Source organism: Acinetobacter sp. FDAARGOS_558 (assembly GCF_003937785.1).
GTDB classification, from domain to species: Bacteria; Pseudomonadota; Gammaproteobacteria; order Pseudomonadales; family Moraxellaceae; genus Acinetobacter; species Acinetobacter baumannii.
Map to the genome: position 1 here is coordinate 2,168,538 of NZ_RKJH01000001.1, position 18,549 is coordinate 2,187,086.

Consider the following 18,549-nt stretch of genomic DNA (forward strand, 5'->3'; position numbering starts at 1 on the left):
TGGTTACAGTCCAGTTACTTGGACAAGATTGACGGTGAATGATTTTGCTCTAGACTGAAAGTTGTAACAAAACATTTATAAAATCGTTTTTAGAGGGGAGAGATTCCATGAAAAAACTAGCAATTGCATCAGCTCTTTTATCTGCTCTTGCAGTAAGTGGCACAGCAAACGCTTACCAAGCTGAAGTTGGTGGTTCTTACAATTATCTTGATCCAGATAACGGCAGCAGCGTAAGCAAATTCGGTGTTGATGGGACTTATTATTTCAACCCTGTTCAAACACGTAACGCACCGCTTGCAGAAGCAGCATTCTTAAACCGTGCAAGTAATGTTAACGCGCATGTTAACTATGGCGATAACAGCGGCACAAAAGACACTCAATATGGCGTAGGCGTTGAGTACTTCGTTCCTAACTCTGACTTTTACCTTAGCGGTGATGTAGGCAGAAACGAACGTGAAATCGACAACACTAATATCGACAGTAAAGTGACTACTTATGCTGCAGAAGTAGGTTATTTACCAGCTCCTGGTTTATTACTTGCTCTAGGTGTTAAAGGTTACGACGAAAAAGACGGTAAAGACGGTGCAGATCCTACCGTTCGTGCTAAGTATGTAACTCAAGTTGGTCAACATGACGTAAACCTTGAAGCTTATGGTGCGTTTGGTGACCTTGACGAATATAAAGTTCGTGGTGACTACTACATCGATAAAACTTTAAGTTTAGGTGTGGACTACTACAACAACGACTTAACTGATAAAGATGAATTTGGTATCAATGCTAAAAAATTCTTAAATCAGCAAGTAAGTGTTGAAGGTCGTGTTGGATTCGGTGATAACGACAACACTTATGGTGTTCGTGCAGCATACCGCTTCTAATCTAACCTAGATTAAAAAAATCCGCTCAATTGAGCGGATTTTTTTATTGATTTAAATGCACAATGCGTAGCTGTAAGCTCACATTACCATTAAAGACATTACGGTCTATTTCATAAACCAAATGCACATGGTCACGCATCGGATCAAACTCGAAGCGACCTGCCGCATTAAAAGCAATAGCATCGAAACTATATTGGTCTATCGCTAATCTAAGCTTTAAATGTGTCTCTTTGAGCCAACGAAAATCGATAACTTTAAAATGTCCTTCAAATTGAGGCAGTGGAAATTTTTGTCCCCACGGACCTAATTGCTCAATCCAGTTTAAGGTATCTAATTGCAAAGCAGAGACAGGTAGCTCACCATCGGTCCATAATGTCGCTTGAAAGATTGATTCATCCATAGCAGCTACACAATCATTAAATACGGTTTTAAAAGCTTCAAAGTTTTCTTTACGAATCGTTAAGCCTGCCGCTGCCGCATGTCCACCAAAATGACTCACCAGCTCAGGATGTTGTTCGGCAACTTGTTCAATGGTATCTCGAATATGCACCCCATCAATGGAACGTGCTGAGCCTTTAATATGAATACCATCTTCATCTGGAGCAAACACAATCGTTGGGCGATGAAACTGTTCTTTTAAACGTCCCGCGACAATCCCGATTACACCTTGGTGCCAGTTTTCTTCAAACAGAACAAGCGCTGCCGGAATATCTTGTTGTGAGAGTTGTAAACTGTCTAAAGCAGATAAAGCTTGTTGCTTCATCTCTCCTTCAATTTGACGGCGATCGATATTTAACTGATTTAATTGCTGAGCAATGGGGTATGCAGTTTCCATTGTCTCGGCCAATAGACACTCGATCCCAATACGCATACTCTCCATACGTCCAGCAGCATTAATGCGCGGTCCAAGCACAAAACCTAAATCTTGGGCACGTATTGAAGTAGCTTCCCGACCAGCAATATCGAGTAAGGCTAAAATTCCCACTCGACACTGATGTTGCTGAATACGTTTTACACCTGCATCGACCAAAATACGGTTGTTATAATCTAGGACAGCAACATCAGCATAAGTTCCTAAAGCGACTAAATCTAAATATTGGGTAACTTTACTTGTGCTTTTGCCTTGTCTATTGCGTAGGCTCGCCAAATTGGCAAGTACATAAAAAGCGACGCCCACACCTGCCAGTGCTTTACTTGGAAACTCACAGCCTAATTGATTTGGATTAACCACTGCTTCTGCAAGTGGTGTTTCTTTAGTCGTTAAGTGATGATCAGTAATAATCACTTGCATGCCTAGAGCATGTGCTGCATCAACACCAGCATGACTAGAAATACCATTATCTACCGTAATTAATAGATCGGGTTGATAGGTGTGATGAGCAAGCTCAGCAATGGCAGGAGTAAGTCCATAACCGTATTTAAAACGATCCGGTACCAAATAGTCGACTTGTGCTCCCATATCGCGAAGCACGAGCATCATTAAAGCAGTGCTGGTTGCGCCATCAGCATCATAGTCCCCCACAATAACTATTTTTTTCTGCTCATCGATGGCTTGATCCATTAATGCTACAGCAGCGTCCAACCCCTTGAGTTCAGGGGCCAGTAAATTCTTAAGCTTTAACTCTAGTTCTTGCTCGGATTGTACGCCCCGTCTTGCCAAAATTTCGGCAATAAACGGAGGCACGCCCTGAAACTGTTCAGGGCGTGTCAATAAAGGTCTTTGTTTAATTTGTATTTTTGTCATTTAAGGCATCAGTCGGTGCAACGTCCATTGACCGTCGATTTTTTCATAACTCAAGCGGTCATGTAAACGATTTGGTCGCCCTTGCCAGAATTCATAATAATCCGGCTGTAGACGGTATCCACCCCAGAACTCCGGCTTATCGAGTACTTCGTGGCTTTGAACTTGTTGTTGCAAGTCTTGAAAACGCTGTTGTAACAATTCGCGACTTTCAATTTTGCCACTTTGAGGAGTACTGATATGAGCTGCAATCTGGCTATCACGTGGACGTTTATGATAGTAGTCTGTAGATTCCTGTTCAGGAATTTTTACAACATGCCCACCTACTCGTACCTGACGCTCTAGACTTGGCCAATAAAATAACAATTCAGCATATGGATTTTCTGCCAAATCTATACCTTTTTGACTGTCATAGTTGGTATAGAAATCATAACCTGCTTCTGTCGCACCGCGTAACAACACAGTTCTGACATGCGGACGACCACTAGCACTCGCAGTTGCTAATGACATTGCATACGGTTCATGCAAGTTAGCTGCTAAGGCATGATTAAACCAACCTAGAAATTGTTCGTGGGGATTGCTAGCAACTTGAGTCTCGTACAACTCGCCTTGTTCATAGCTTAAGCGCAATTCACTTAAGTCTTTAATGACATCACTCATGCCATACACCTTATGCGACTTGTGCCTGTGAACGAACTGCATTTGCTAAATGTTCAGCTAAAGTTTTCACTTCTTGCTCGTTATCACCTTCAACCATGACACGAATGACTGGCTCAGTTCCAGACTTACGAATTAAAATACGTCCACGTCCTTTGAGCTGCTCTTCAGCTTTATTAAACTCAGCAACTAATGCAGGAATAGAATATGGATCAAGCATTTGTTCCAAACGTACATTTACAAGAACTTGTGGGTACAGTTTAAAGTCGTGAACTAATTCGTGCAGCGCTTTGTTCTGCTCAACCATCACAGTTAACACTTGTAATGCTGCAATAATCGCATCGCCTGTTGTGCTCTTGTCTAAAGTCAGAATATGACCAGAAGGCTCACCACCTGTTACCCATCCATTTTCTTCTAGGGCTTGTAACACATAACGGTCACCGACTTTTGCACGGACAAAGCCAACATTTGCTTTTTCAAGTGCAACTTCAAGTGCCATGTTACTCATTACCGTACCAACAACACCTGCTGGCTTATTTTTTGCCTGAGTCGCTAAAATATATAAGATGTGGTCACCGTCAATTAAGTTACCGAACTTATCAACCATCACTACACGGTCAGCATCACCATCAAAGGCAATACCTAAGTCAGCCCCATGTTCCACAACCGCCTTTTGTAAGCTCTCTGGATGAGTTGAACCACAGTTTTCATTAATATTTAAACCATCTGGCTCATTGTATAAAGCGACAACTTTAGCGCCGAGTTCACGGAAAACCGAAGGGCCAACGCTGTAAGCAGCGCCATGCGCACAATCCACAATAATTTTTAAATTATTTAAATCAAAATGATATGGGAATGTAGATTTACAAAATTCGATATAACGACCATTTGCATCGGTCACACGAACACTTTTACCTAAGTTTGCAGTGTCTTCGATAAATAAATCTTTTTCTAATTCTTTATTAATTTCTTCCTGCAATGAATCTGGTAATTTTTTACCTTCACTTGAGAAGAACTTAATCCCGTTATCAAAATATGGGTTATGTGATGCAGAAATAACAATCCCTGCATGTGCATGTAAGGCACGGGTAAGATGTGCAATAGCCGGTGTCGGTAATGGTCCAAGTAAGTGAACATATACACCAGCAGCATTTAATCCCGCCTGCAAAGCAGACTCTAAAATATAACCGGATAAACGAGTATCTTTTCCTAATACAACAAGTGGTTTATTTTTCGGACTCGTTCGTTTTAATACCTTCCCTGCAGCAAAACCGAGTTTTAAAGCAAACTCTGGCGTAATCGGCATTTGCCCAAATTTTCCACGAATACCATCCGTTCCAAAATAACTCATAGCTTATCTCATTTTTACGCCACTTCAGCCGTGGCTCATTTCATATATGGCTATTCCGCCATATCTCTTTTCATCGGATTTACTTTACACCAAAAACAAAAAGCCGTCAGTGTACTGACGGCTTTCTTGATTGTTTTGGTTACCAAAATCTAACCAACACGATAGTTCGGAGCTTCTTTAGTAATCGTTACATCATGAACATGTGACTCTGACATGCCTGCTGAAGTAATTTTCACAAATTTCGCATTTTGGCGAAGATCTTCAATCACAGCTGAACCTGTATAACCCATCGATGAACGTAAACCACCCATCATTTGATGAACGATGTTACCCATTGGGCCTTTATATGGAACGCGGCCTTCGATTCCTTCTGGTACTAACTTCTCAGCACCCGCTTTTGAATCTTGGAAATAACGGTCAGCAGAACCAGTTGCTCCCGCCATTGCACCTAATGAACCCATACCACGATATGCTTTGTAGTAACGACCTTGGAAAAACTCAACTTCGCCCGGCGCTTCTTCAGTACCTGCAAGTAATGAACCAACCATGATCGTACTTGCACCCGCACCGATCGCTTTAGCCATATCGCCAGAGAAGCGGATACCGCCATCTGCAATTAAAGGAATTTGATCTTTTAATGCACTAGCAACGCTGTCAATTGCAGAAATTTGTGGCATACCGATACCAGCCACAATACGTGTTGTACAGATAGAACCAGGACCAATACCCACTTTTACAGCATCTGCACCTGCATCTAATAATGCTAATGCAGCATCACCAGTTGCAATATTGCCACCAATCACTTGTACTTGAGGGAAGTTTTGTTTCACCCAACGTACACGTTCAATTACACCAGCAGAGTGGCCATGTGCTGTATCAACAACAATGACGTCAACACCAGCTTCAACCAATGCTTCCACACGACTTGGTGTATCAGCACCTGTACCTACCGCAGCACCAACACGTAAACGACCAAGATCATCTTTACAACTGTTTGGATAGCTCTCAGCTTTGCGAAAGTCAGTCACCGTAATTAAGCCTTTAAGTTCGTTGCTCTCGCCAACGACCAAGACTTTTTCAATACGGTGTTTTTGCAATAATGCTTGAATATTTTCTTTAGACTCGCCTTCACGTACAGTGACTAAACGATCTTGGCCTGTCATGATGTTGCTAACAGGTTGTTCTAAATTGGTTTCAAAACGCGTATCACGGCCTGTCACAATACCAACAACCTTGCCGTCTTTAACAACAGGTACACCACTAATGTTATTAGCAGAGGTAATTGCAATCAGTTCACGTACTGTAGTTTCAGGGCTTACAGTGATAGGGTCTTTCACCATACCCGCTTCGAATTTTTTCACACGGCGTACTTCTGCAGCTTGAGCAGCAATATCCATGTTTTTGTGCAAAATCCCGATACCACCATTTTGCGCCATTGCAATCGCCATACGTGACTCAGTCACTGTATCCATTGCAGCTGAAACTAATGGGATATTTAAATAAATGCCGCGAGTTAAACGTGTCTTTAGAGAGACATCTTTTGGGAGAACAGTAGAGTAGGCAGGAAGTAATAAGACATCATCGAAGGTTAGCGCTTCTTGAACGATGGTCAGCATAACAATCTCACTGGTAAATTCCGTGAGCTATTATAAACAAATTTCGATGCAATTTTCATATTATCTTTGCCTTTTTCAGCAATAGATATTCGCCTACTCTAAATATTTCCCACTTATTATTGTGTTAGCTTATATTTAACTCACCTGATCATAGTCGTGATCATTCTCTGAATCTGCCGGGCTAACTTGAATAAGAGGAATAAGCTGGTGCGCTAAACGAGCTTTATTACACTGCTCATCAGCAATCTGCACTTCTCTACAGGTAGAACTACGCACTGCATAGATGGAACAACCCACCTCTTTACCAATTTCACCCGTCAAAGCCTGACATCGGGGCTCAAGCTGATTAGTTCCACGCATACATGAATAGACAGGTGTCAAAGGTTCAACTAGATGTTCTTCCATTAACTCGGCCTCAGCCCAGTAAAATGAAACCCGAAAATGTGCACAACATGCCCCACAGCGTAGGCATTCATCTGGAGTCGCAACTTGAGATAACATTTTTATTCAAATTCTCGTCATCAAAAATTTTTCTGCGACGCGAAATCCTAAAAAAATTTCAAATTGGACTCAATATGTCGAACATTATTTTTTATGTTGGACAGCTAAAAATTTGTTCTGTCATTAAATCTACACCGCATGGTAATGTTTCAATCCAGTCTAAAAACTGATTAATCATCTCTTTACCAATAAATGGACTACCGTGCTGAGGGACAATCATTTCAATATCCATCTGACGAACCATGTTGACCCATAAGCGAATGACTTTATTTGAACACATATAACGTTGATGAAAAGCTTTCATTTTCATCACATGGCTATCAAAATCTTTTAGAGGCTGACTTGCATCATCTACGATGGATGCTCCCATATCGCCCGAAAACAAAATTTTAGCAACGGGATCATAAAACTGAAAATTACCCACCGAATGTAGGAAATGCGCTGGAATAATTACAAGTTTCGATTCACCTAATTGAATCACTTGACCACGATCAGGCAGCTCAATCAAACGGTCTTCCCAATTCCCTTTCATACGCTCACTCATAAATGATGAATTTAAGTGAGGTAAAAACCTTGCCCATAATCTTGAGGCCACCACTTTAGCATCGGTATAAACCAACCAGCGGGGCATTGAGGTGATAATGTCTGGATCCTGATGCGAAGCCATCACATAATCAAGATTTTTAAGGCGCGTATATTTATTAAGTTCCATTGTCAGCGGAACATAGGTCAAATCACCACCCGGGTCGATCACGGCAGCACGCTCATGATCAATAATTAAAAATTGATTGGCTTGTATGCCTTCCCCTTTGACCAAACTGGTAAAACTAATACATTTGTGTACGCCATTATCAAATAATATCTGTGATGTTGTTTTTTCAAACCCCATAAAATTCCCCAAAAAAACTTTAAATATTAGATATTTTTATTTCCATAATAAAATAATGGGATTCAATAACTCATGCAATGAATTACTCTATTTTTCTCATAATATTTTAAAATTGATTTTGCTTTTCTTATTTTATAAATGAATCATAATGTTATTTAAAATTAAACTGCAATAAATTAAAATAATTCTCATTATCAAATTTACTTTTTGTGCTGTTTAGGCCTCCCATGACTCAACGCTTTGCTTTTTCAACTTCAAAAACTTTGTTAGCAGTTGCTATTTTTACTTCAATGACAACAAGTCATGCTGAAGAAACGGCAGAACAGCAAAATTCAACCAATGTGTTACCCACTATTTCTATTCAAGCACAAAAAGAAAATCCCACTTCTTATGTCGCAACAAAAGCAAACTCAGCTTTAAAATCAGATGCACCTCTATTTAAAACTGCTCAATCAGTCTCTGTCGTCACCCGTGAACAACTTGACCAAAAACAAGCAAGAACTCTTACGGATGCGCTTGAAGGGGTCGCAGGTGTAGAAGCAGGGAAACTTGGTCGCCGCGGTTGGGACGACTTTATTATTCGAGGTCAAACTTCTTCTGATTCGGTTTATGTCGATGGTTTAAGAATTGGCCAAAGTTCTCCTACCCCTTCTGTAGCTGCTGAAATTTCGGGAATGGATCAGGTACAAATTTTAAAAGGTCCTGCTTCTATTAATTTCGGTTTAGTTGCTCCGGGTGGTATGGTCAATTTAGTGACTAAAAGACCGGAAGCAGAAAGCTTTGCACGTGCTAGCATGACTTATGGTAGTTACAGCCTTAAAGAAGGAACATTCGATTTAAACTACAGCCCAAACAATAGCGAAAAAGGTGCTTTCCGTTTAAATGGACGTATCTCTGATCAAGATGATCCAACCGATTATGTTTATTTTAAAAATTTTTATATCTCGCCTTCTTATAATTTTGACCTCGGTGATAACACTGACCTCTCTGTAATCGCAAGCTATCAACACCGCGAATATATTCGTCAGCAAGGTTTACCTGTAATTGGTACATTAAAAGACAACCCTAACGGACCTATAGATCGTAGTTTATATATTGGAGATCCTAATTTCGGTAAATATGAGGCAGATGTTTATCGCACTGGTTATACGTTTAAACATACTTTTGATAATGGCTGGAACTTTAACCAGAATTTTGCCGTACAAAAAACCGAAATGGATGGCAAAGCAGTCTTTGCTCGTACAGGTAGTAACTTTTGGGCAAAAGATAAACAAGGTGAAATTGATTACACGACTATCAGCCGTAAAAATAACAGCCGACACCAAGTTATTGATAACTTAAGCTTCGCCATCGATAACCGTTTAAATAAACAGTTTGATCTATATGGCATGCAACATGACATTAATATTGGAGTCGATGCTTTTCAGGAAAAAAGTGATTACACCAATGATAAATATGATATTGGTGATTTAAATATCTATAACCCTGTCTATGGTCAGAACGTGACATTGAAGCAAAATGTACGTGATATCAACCGTCTCAAATATCTGGGGCTTTATTTACGCGACCGTATTCAGCTTAATGATCAATTACTTTTAAGCTTATCAGGACGTCAAGATTGGGCACAAACCCAAACTACAAGTTTAGTAACTGGCAATGCGAGTAAACAATCAGATAATGCATTTACGGGCAGTGCTTCTGTCATGTATACCCTCAATGACATTGTGGCACCTTATGTGAGCTACGCTACTTCATTTACCCCAAATAGTGGTACTGATGTAAATAGCAACCCATTTAAGCCAGAAAAAGGAAAACAGGTTGAGGTCGGGATGAAATTACAAAGTCCGGATCAACGAATTCAAGGTGCTATCGCTTGGTATGATCTAAAACGTCAGAATGTTTTGGTTACTGATACTGCGAATAGTGGCTATAAAGTACAACGTGGTGAACAGTTAACTCGCGGTATTGAAACTGAACTTAGTGCAGAAATTTTAAAAGGTTTAAAATTAACGGCTGCATATACCTACACAATTGATGCAGAAATTAGTAAAGATGCAAATGCAAGCAATGTAGGGAAAGCGCTCGACAATATTCCTGAACACGCTTATAGCTTGTCAGCTCGTTACAAATTTGATCCATCATCAAAACTTGGTTGGTATGTAGGTGGTGGTTTCCGAGGTGAAACTTATAAAACTGTTGATGGTTTAGATGTGCATGTTCCGGGCTATACAGTATTTGATACCGAAGCTGGCTATGAGGCTGAGCGTTGGGGTGCTCAACTTGCGATTCGTAATTTATTTGATAAAGATTACTATGCAGGTGCTCTCAACGAAAATTTGGTGACTTTAGGTAATCCACGTCAAATTAACTTTACTGTGAAATTTAACTATTAAAATTACCTATAAAAAACGCACTCTTAATGAGTGCGTTTTTTTGGTAGCTTTAAATGCGTTAGAAGAAGTAATGCTGTACTAAAGTAGAGATACCTACAATGAAGAAAATAGCTGCGCCAATTTTATGAATGAGCGCAATAGACAAACGTTCAGCCAATTTGTTGCCAATAAATACAGCTGGTGCGTTGGCAATCATCATTCCTAAAGTTGTGCCTAACATTACCCAGAAAATGCTGTCATAACGTGCAGCTAAAGCGACTGTTGCAATTTGAGTCTTATCGCCAATTTCCGCCAAGAAAAACAAAATAAAGGTTGCGCCAAAAACACCAAACTTTTGCCATTTATTAATACTCGCTGTTTCATCATCAAGCTCATCCGGAATAAGCATCCAGAACGCCATACCAATGAAACCAACTGCAAGTACCCAGACTAAGATTTCAGGGCTTAAAACCGTTGTAATCCACTGCCCAAGCACAGCAGAAATACCATGGTTAATTAAAGTTGCTAAAAGAATCGCGATTAAAATAGGGATTGGCTTACGAAAACGTGCAGATAATAAAAGTGCCAACAATTGAGTTTTATCACCCATTTCAGCGAGGGCAACAATCGAGGTAGAAATCAGAAATTCTTGCATGTCGGTTCTCTGGCTAGCATAAATGCCTATGACCTACCCCTCCTGCTAGCCAAATATCATAAAATGATTGCAGAGTGGTAAATCAAAGGTCTTGCCAACTCAGGAACGATGAGACGTTTAAGCTATGATGACCATGTTCTGTTGAACAATTATGTTGACCATCACCTATTCACATTTGCTGTGAATAGCGGCTACTCCCCAATGAAGTATGGGCTTATTATATTCGACTAAATCTATTTTTCAAATATTCAGGCAAAAAATTTTACCCATGTCCACACGAATAAACGGGCTATTCCTAACAGCACTGCAAAACAAGCACTTATACTGATAAAACCAATATGGCTGCTACTTGTTCCAGTTTGATATTCAAGGGGTAAAATCAGAGTAGCGACAAAAACTTCAATCCCCATGACAACATAAGTCATCCACTCCCAAGGGAAGTGCAAAATACTGACCCATATTCCCATCAATAAAAATACAACCAACAATAAGGGCAACATCATTTTCAGAAAACCCAACATTTACTATTTCTCCTTTACGTAATAACGAGAAATGTCTCCTCACTCTCGATAAGTCCTGCTTAATCTGTAGATTAACCTAAAATTAAGTCAAATAGACATTAAAACAAAACCTCGCCGAAGCGAGGTTTTAGTATGTTCTTTCAAAGCATTAGATTAATAAAGTACGAATATCTTTAAGAAGTTTCGTAAGTTTATTTGTAAAGCGCGCTGCATCCGCACCATTAATTACACGGTGGTCATAAGACAATGACAACGGCAACATTAAGCGTGGATCAAAGTCTTTACCATTCCATACAGGCTGCATCGTTGCAGGTGAAATACCCAAAATTGCAACTTGTGGCCAGTTAACTAGTGGCGTAAATGCTGTACCGCCAATTGAGCCCAAGCTTGTGATCGTGAAGTTAGCACCTTGTAAATCTTTCGGTGTTAATTTCTTATCACGCGCTTTTTTACTCAACTCACCTAATTCAACAGCAATTTGCTTAATTGATTTTTGGTCAGGATTACGTAGTACAGGCACTGTCAAACCATCTGGAGTTGCAACCGCAATACCCATATGGATTTCATTACGGAGTAATACAGATTTCTGATCATCTGCTAAGTGACCCGCGAAATAAGGCTCTTCTTTCAACAAGTGTGCTACTGCTTTTGCAATAAATGCTAAAATTGTTAGGCTCACACCTTGTTTCTTAAAGCCGTCTTTCAACTCACCACGCCAAGCTTCTAGCTCAGTAATATCCGCAAGGTCAAACTGAGTTACTTGTGGAATGTAGTTGTTTAAAGACAACTGTGGTACAGAAACTTGCTGTAAACGCGTCATTGGTTTTACTTCACCGCCACCAAAAGCAGTAAAGTCAGGTAATGACGGCAATCCAGCCGGAGCAGCAGTAGCTTGAGCTACTGGTGCAGCTTGCGGTGCAGTTAAACGACTCTTCACATAAGCAAAGATATCTTCTTTAACAACACGGCCATGCTCACCAGAAGTTTTAACTTGTGACAAGATCACACCAAGTTCACGAGCCAGCTTACGAACAGCAGGACCAGCATACACTTTAGCGTTTTCTGCTTCTTGCTCTTTCGTTAACTTATCAGTACCAGATGTAGACGCCGCAGGTGCAGACTGAGTTGCAACAGGAGCGGCTGCTTTAGGTGCTGCTGCCTGTGGAGCTGGGGCTGCTTCTGCTTTTGCCGCTGGTGCAGCAGCAGGTGCTTGGCCTTCAGCTTCAATTGTTGCAAGCAATACACCTTGTGAAACTTGTTGGCCTGCTTGCAAGTGAATTGCTTTTACAACACCAGCAACGGTACTTGGGACTTCCACAGTTGCTTTATCTGACTCAACAACAACAAGGCTTTGGTCTACATCAACTTTATCGCCAACTTGAACCAAGATTTCAGCAACAACAGCTTTGTCTACACCCAAATCAGGAACATTGATATCAACTGAACCAGACTGAGCTGGAGCCGCTGCCACAGTTTCTTGCTTTGCAGCAACCGGTTCAGCTACCGCAGCTGGAGCTGGTGTAGTAGCAGGAGCTTCTGCTTGCGCATTAGATGCAGCTGCTGTTTTCACTTGAATAAGAACAACACCTTCTTTAACGGTATCGCCTTCTTTCACTTGAATACTTTCTACAGTACCAGCGACACTACTTGGAACTTCTACAGTCGCTTTATCCGACTCTACAACCACAATACTTTGTTCAACATCGATCTGGTCACCCACTTTAACGAGGATTTCACCAACCAATGCTTTTTCAACACCGATGTCAGGTACAGTCACTTCAACAGTTGCAGTTGATGTAGCAGCAGAAGGTTGAGCTGAAGCTTGAGTTTGTTGCGCAGGTGCTGGAGCAGCTGGCTTTTCAGCCGCAGGAGCTGGTGTTGGTTCCGGAGCTGCTTGTGCCGCACCTTCTGCTTCGATCTCAATCAAAGCAACACCTTCAGCCACATCATCACCTTGATTAATCAAGATACTTTTTACGACACCTGCTGAAGTGCTAGGCACTTCAACAGTTGCTTTATCAGACTCAAGCACAACGATACTGTCGTCAACTTCAACACGGTCGCCAACTTTTACTAAAATTTCAGCGACGTTTGCTTTATCTACACCAATATCAGGGGTCTTAATTTGCATACTTAGTTCCCCTCACCTGTTTGCGTTTCATTGTATTCAGCAACTGGCTGAACTTCCGGATGTGCTTGCGGCGCCCATGCAACCGGACGGTCAGTATCTAGCTCAAAGTTAGAAATTGCATCTTTCACTAAACGTGCGTCTACTTCACCTTCGTCAGCTAATTTTTTCAAGGTAGCAACAACGATGTGCGCAGCATCAACACCAAAGAAACTACGTAAGTTCGCACGTGTATCTGAACGGCCGTAACCATCTGTACCCAATGCAACAAATGGGCGACCATCTGGAAGATAAGCACGGATTTGTTCACTGTAAGCACGCATATGGTCGGTAGCAGAAACTACGATACCTTCCGTACCACGTAATTGTTTAGATACCCAAGATTCTTTAACTTCTTCAGCAAGTGGGTGTAGGCGGTTGTATTCTTCACATGCCATACCATCACGTGCCAATTCATTGAAGCTTGTTACACTCCAAACGTTTGAATGGATTTGGTATTCATCACGTAAGATTTTCGCAGCTTTAATCACTTCGCGAAGGATTACACCTGAACCAAGTAACTGAACAGTTGCTTTTTCATCTTTCTCGAATAAATACATACCACGTTTAATGCCTTCTTCAACGCCTTCTGGCATTGCAGGATGCTCGTAGTTTTCATTCATTACAGTTAAGTAATAGAACACACGCTCTTGGTTCACATACATACGTTGTAAACCGTCATGCACGATGACAGCCAACTCATAACCAAAACATGGGTCATAAGATACGCAGTTTGGAATCGTGTTCGCCAAGATGTGAGAATGACCGTCTTGGTGCTGTAAGCCTTCACCGTTCAATGTTGTACGACCCGCAGTCGCACCTAACAAGAAACCTTGAGCTTGTGCGTCACCCGCAGCCCATGCAATATCACCAATACGTTGGAAACCAAACATTGAGTAGTACATGTACATTGGAATCATTGGCAAGTTATTGGTTGAATAACTTGTCGCTAACGCAGCCCATGCACTCATCGCACCTGCTTCGTTAATCCCTTCTTGTAACATGTGACCGTCTTTTGCTTCACGGTAATGCATTAACTGCTCTTGGTCTTCCGGTGTATATTTTTGACCGTGTGCAGCATAAATACCAAGCTGACGGAACATACCCTCTAAACCAAAAGTACGTGCTTCATCTGGAACGATTGGCACTACGCGGTCTTTAATTGCTTTTTCTTTAAGTAAAGCAGCAATTAAACGAACCATCACCATAGTGGTTGATTGCTCTTTGCCACCCGAACCTTTCAACACTGCATCAAATACAGATAGATCAGGAATCGCTAAAGATTCACTCTCACGACGACGTGCAGGTAAGTAACCACCTAACGCTTCACGACGCGCTTTCATATATTTCATTTCTGGAGAGTTTTCACTTGGGCGATAGAATGGAAGCTCTTCTAATTGCTCATCTGTGAATGGAAGATTGAAACGGTCACGTACATATCTTAAAGAGTCAATTTGCATCTTTTTGATTTGGTGAGTTTTGTTTACCGCTTCAATTTCTTCAGATAAACCGTAACCTTTAATGGTTTTCGCCAAGATTACTGTTGGTTGACCTTTTGCCTTCATCGCTTCTGCATATGCAGCAAAAACTTTGTAAGGGTCATGACCACCACGGTTAAGATTATCGATATCTTCATCGCTTAAATCTTTTACAAGTTCCGCAGCTTCAGGGTACTTACCAAAGAATTTTTCGCGTGTATATGCGCCGCCTTTTACTTGATAACGCTGATAGTCACCATCAACAGCTTCTTCCATACGTGCTTTTAATGCGCCGCTTGTGTCTTTAGCTAGTAATGGATCCCAATGACGACCCCATACTACTTTAATGACACGCCAGCCTGCGCCACGGAAGATTGATTCAAGTTCTTGAATAATTTTACCGTTACCACGTACAGGACCATCTAGACGCTGTAAGTTACAGTTAACTACCCAAATTAAGTTATCAAGCTTCTCACGACCAGCAAGTGAGATCGCGCCTAAGCTTTCTGGCTCATCCATCTCACCATCGCCGAGATATGCCCAAACTTTACGATCTTCTTCTTTGATCAAGCCACGGTTCATCAAATATTTTTGAATGTGCGCTTGATAAATCGACATGATTGGACCAAGACCCATTGATACAGTTGGGAATTGCCAATAGTCTGGCATTAAATATGGATGTGGATAGCTTGGTAAACCGTTACCGCCAACTTCACGGCGGAAATTACTTAACTGTTCTTCAGTTAAACGTCCTTCAAGGAATGAACGTGCATAAATACCAGGAGCACAGTGTCCTTGGTAATAAATCATATCTCCGCCAAAGTTATCACTGTTAGCGCGGAAGAAATGGTTAAAACCTACGTCATATAATGTTGCACTTGATGCGAAGCTCGCCAAGTGACCACCTAAATCATCACCCGTTTTATTCGCGCGAAGTACCATTGCTAAGGCATTCCAACGAATCAATGCACGAATACGGCGTTCCATATCTTGGTCGCCTGGCATTGCAGGTTGCTCTTCAACAGAAATTGTATTTAAGTAAGGTGTATTGAGACGTTGAATTGGAACATGCTTAGCAATTGCTTGTTGGTAAAGTTTTTCCAACAAGAATGCCGCTCGCTCAGTTCCCATGTGTTGTAAAACTGAATCGAATGCATCTTGCCATTCTTGGGTTTCTTGTGCGTCGGAGTCACCGTAAAACGCCATAATTCACCTGTTCCTTGTTCTCTAATCTACTTTGTATTTTTACCACGTTTTACCCCTTTCAAGTTATTGCCACGGGTGAATGTGGGGGGGGCCTATTATTTTCTGAATGAATAGTCATTGACCGAGCAGTAAACAAAATAACAAAAAAACGCCAATAAAGGCGTTTTTTTATACAATCATTACGTTAAAAAAGGTTTAAGTTAATTTCAAATTCATAAATTTAATAACCTTGACCTTGGAGGCAATGCAATTAAGGCAACATTGCCAAGTAAGTTGATGGATTCTTACGTTGACCATCTTTAACTACTTCGTAATGTAAATGTGGACCAGTACAGCGGCCTGTACAACCAACATTAGCAATATGGTCACCAGCAGAAACCTGATCACCAACTCGAACCATTAAGCGTGAAGCATGCGCGTAACGTGTTAAATAACCATTACCATGGTTAATTTCAACATATTGGCCATAACCTGTGCCCCAGCCTGATTTAGTCACAATACCCGGGCCAGTCGCATAGATTGGCGTACCACTTGGTGCAGCCATATCTAAACCACCATGATGCTCTGCACGACCACCCATGGTACGACCACCAAAGTTAGAAGAAACACGTACTGTATCAGGAAGAGGATGAGAAACTAACCAAGAATAAGGATTTGAAGAAGAGGTTTTAAATGAGTTTTTAGCTGTCGTTGTGCCGTATTTCTTTGCCAGTGAATCATTGTTGAGTTCAACTGTTTTCTCACGTAAAGTCACTGAAACTTTTGCACTCGCCGGAAGATCTAAATCATCAGGATGAGTATATGAGCCTTGAGATAGTGTTTTTGATAACTGTTCCAATCGATCTGAATCAGTAGATTGGTTAATATTTTGATAATCTGCAAAAGCAACCGATGCTGCCGAAGCGGCAAGTGAAAACGCTAATAAAATACGACGCGTGTGCATAAAAACCTCTTGAAACTGTTCTTACTCAAGTTCCTTATGATCTCTTCCTTGATATCGGTTGAAATGAACGCTTAAGATTAGGACAAGAAACCATTTGAGAATGATCAATGTCTAAACCCGATAACGTTTTTCAACAAACCGGAAAACACATAAAAACAGGAAACCTTACGTTTCTAACAACGCAAGTCGCGCAATGGCAAAGACTTACGAAAATAATCCAACCCTTATTGCCCCAACCGGAACAATGGCAAGTCGTGTGTTATCAAAATGGCTCTTTAATTATTACTGGTGAAAATCAGGCAATGATTAGTCAACTCAGCTATTTACAGAGCCAATATGTATCTAAATTATCTCAACTTGAAGGATTAAAAGACTTACAAAGAATTCAAGTTCGCTTAAGAAATAAAACTATTCCTGTAACGACCTCATCTGAGCCTTCTAAATCCATCCCCCCGGAAACACAAGAAATGTTACGTAGTGCCGCCGACTTCGTGAGCGACCCTAAGCTTAGCCAAGCTTTACTACGTTTGGCAAGCAATAAAAAATGATGAGCTTTCTATTTCTTAATTAGAATCGTTCTTAATATGTGATAAAAATCACACTTATTAATGTTACATTATAACATACCCAAATAAAGACAATGACTTATGTCACACTCACGTATGGAATTGGACAGTCTTTCTCGTCATCAAATGTTACAATTTCATAATTACTCGGATCGCTTTGAACATTGCGTAATAGCTGATTATTTAAGGCATGTCCTGATTTATAGCCATCAAACTTGGCAATAATTTGATGACCAAGTAAATACAAATCACCAACTGCATCTAAAATTTTGTGACGAACAAACTCATCGGCAAATCGTAAACCTTCTTCGTTCACCACACCCGTATCATCTACACCAATTGCATTATCTAGACTTGCTCCTAAAGCTAAATTATTTGCTTTGAGATAATCCAAGTCTTTCATAAAACCAAAAGTTCGTGCCTCACTGACTTCATACACAAACGTTTCAGTAGAAAAATCGATAGTTGCAGACTGATACTCTTTGGCAAATGCAGGATGATCAAAATCAATCGTAAAGTTAAGCTGAAAGCCATTATGCGGGCTGAATATTGCTTTTTTATCATCAATTAAAGCCTCAACTGGCTTTAATATTTTTATAAATTTCTTAGGAGCATCTTGTTCACGCAAGCCACCTTGCATGAGCAAATAAATAAATGGACCAGCACTACCATCCATAATTGGAACTTCAGAAGCAGACACTTCCACAATTAAGTTATCGATTCCTAAACCGGCAATCGCACTCATCACATGTTCGATTGTCCCGACTTTAATATCGCCAGTGACAAGATTTGAACACATAAATGCTTCTTGAATCAGCAATGCATTAGCAGGAATATCGACAGGTGGATCCAAATCGATACGGCGAAATACAATCCCTCCATCCACGGTATGTGGAATGAAATTGATCATCACTTTTTGACCGCTATGAAGACCTATTCCACTCGCTTTTACCACACGATTGAGAGTACGCTGTTTCACCATGCTTTGTAACTTCTTTTTTAAAACCGCTA

15 protein-coding genes and 1 riboswitch are annotated in these 18,549 nt (G+C 40.7%); of the genes, 3 read left to right on the top strand and 12 right to left on the bottom strand.

Features of this window, described 5'->3' with window-relative positions; translation table 11 throughout:
• Positions 1–107: 107 nt before the first annotated feature.
• A complete protein-coding gene (locus tag EGT34_RS10485) occupies positions 108–875 on the top strand; it encodes a putative porin (protein ID WP_000731729.1) in 768 nt (255 codons plus the stop codon).
• 43 nt (positions 876–918) lie between these two features.
• Here the strand turns inward: EGT34_RS10485 and recJ are convergent, their stop codons facing one another.
• The 6 genes from recJ to EGT34_RS10515 form a co-directional block, all read right to left on the bottom strand.
• Positions 919–2,619, bottom strand: a complete 1,701-nt coding sequence (gene recJ / locus EGT34_RS10490) for a single-stranded-DNA-specific exonuclease RecJ (RefSeq protein ID WP_000161620.1) — start codon at positions 2,617–2,619, stop codon at positions 919–921.
• The gene (gene pdxH, locus EGT34_RS10495; RefSeq protein WP_001286113.1) at positions 2,620–3,276 is read right to left on the bottom strand and encodes a pyridoxamine 5'-phosphate oxidase; all 657 of its coding nucleotides are present in this window, start codon (positions 3,274–3,276) and stop codon (positions 2,620–2,622) included.
• A gap of 10 nt (positions 3,277–3,286) precedes the next feature.
• Positions 3,287–4,624, bottom strand: coding sequence for a phosphoglucosamine mutase (glmM, locus tag EGT34_RS10500; RefSeq protein ID WP_000119865.1), 1,338 nt, complete (start codon positions 4,622–4,624; stop codon positions 3,287–3,289).
• A 149-nt stretch (positions 4,625–4,773) separates the two neighbouring features.
• A complete protein-coding gene (gene guaB / locus EGT34_RS10505) occupies positions 4,774–6,240 on the bottom strand; it encodes an IMP dehydrogenase (RefSeq protein WP_000956023.1) in 1,467 nt (488 codons plus the stop codon).
• A 135-nt stretch (positions 6,241–6,375) separates the two neighbouring features.
• The gene (locus tag EGT34_RS10510) at positions 6,376–6,741 is read right to left on the bottom strand and encodes a YkgJ family cysteine cluster protein (protein WP_000952247.1); all 366 of its coding nucleotides are present in this window, start codon (positions 6,739–6,741) and stop codon (positions 6,376–6,378) included.
• Positions 6,742–6,832: 91 nt separating this feature from the next.
• Complete coding sequence (locus tag EGT34_RS10515) at positions 6,833–7,630, bottom strand: MBL fold metallo-hydrolase (protein WP_000505326.1); 798 nt, start codon at positions 7,628–7,630, stop codon at positions 6,833–6,835.
• 227 nt (positions 7,631–7,857) lie between these two features.
• On the opposite strand from EGT34_RS10515, the gene EGT34_RS10520 reads away from it, so the two are divergent.
• Positions 7,858–10,023 (top strand): TonB-dependent siderophore receptor, encoded by a 2,166-nt coding sequence (locus tag EGT34_RS10520; RefSeq protein ID WP_000194081.1) that lies wholly within the window; start codon positions 7,858–7,860, stop codon positions 10,021–10,023.
• A gap of 58 nt (positions 10,024–10,081) precedes the next feature.
• Here EGT34_RS10520 and EGT34_RS10525 read toward each other — a convergent pair whose 3' ends face one another.
• The 5 genes from EGT34_RS10525 to EGT34_RS10545 form a co-directional block, all read right to left on the bottom strand.
• Positions 10,082–10,657, bottom strand: a complete 576-nt coding sequence (locus EGT34_RS10525; RefSeq protein WP_001154982.1) for a TMEM165/GDT1 family protein — start codon at positions 10,655–10,657, stop codon at positions 10,082–10,084.
• Positions 10,658–10,672: 15 nt separating this feature from the next.
• A riboswitch (yybP-ykoY riboswitch) is annotated at positions 10,673–10,869 on the bottom strand.
• Positions 10,870–10,905: 36 nt separating this feature from the next.
• A complete protein-coding gene (locus EGT34_RS10530; protein ID WP_000900288.1) occupies positions 10,906–11,178 on the bottom strand; it encodes a hypothetical protein in 273 nt (90 codons plus the stop codon).
• A gap of 148 nt (positions 11,179–11,326) precedes the next feature.
• Positions 11,327–13,309 carry a 2-oxo acid dehydrogenase subunit E2 gene (locus tag EGT34_RS10535; RefSeq protein ID WP_001166113.1) on the bottom strand — a complete coding sequence of 661 codons (1,983 nt, stop codon included), beginning with the start codon at positions 13,307–13,309 and terminating at the stop codon, positions 11,327–11,329.
• A 2-nt stretch (positions 13,310–13,311) separates the two neighbouring features.
• Entirely contained in the window at positions 13,312–16,029 is a 2,718-nt protein-coding gene (gene aceE / locus EGT34_RS10540) for a pyruvate dehydrogenase (acetyl-transferring), homodimeric type (RefSeq protein WP_000896433.1), read from the bottom strand.
• 250 nt (positions 16,030–16,279) lie between these two features.
• Positions 16,280–16,972: a M23 family metallopeptidase gene (locus EGT34_RS10545; RefSeq protein ID WP_000557460.1), complete on the bottom strand. Its 693-nt coding sequence runs from the start codon at positions 16,970–16,972 to the stop codon at positions 16,280–16,282.
• Positions 16,973–17,079: 107 nt separating this feature from the next.
• Here EGT34_RS10545 and EGT34_RS10550 point away from each other — a divergent pair, with 107 nt between their 5' ends.
• Positions 17,080–17,520 (top strand): DciA family protein, encoded by a 441-nt coding sequence (locus tag EGT34_RS10550; RefSeq protein ID WP_000042455.1) that lies wholly within the window; start codon positions 17,080–17,082, stop codon positions 17,518–17,520.
• Between the two features lie 97 nt (positions 17,521–17,617).
• Here the strand turns inward: EGT34_RS10550 and lpxC are convergent, their stop codons facing one another.
• Positions 17,618–18,520 carry a UDP-3-O-acyl-N-acetylglucosamine deacetylase gene (gene lpxC / locus EGT34_RS10555; RefSeq protein ID WP_000240700.1) on the bottom strand — a complete coding sequence of 301 codons (903 nt, stop codon included), beginning with the start codon at positions 18,518–18,520 and terminating at the stop codon, positions 17,618–17,620.
• Between the last annotated feature and the right edge of the window lie 29 nt (positions 18,521–18,549).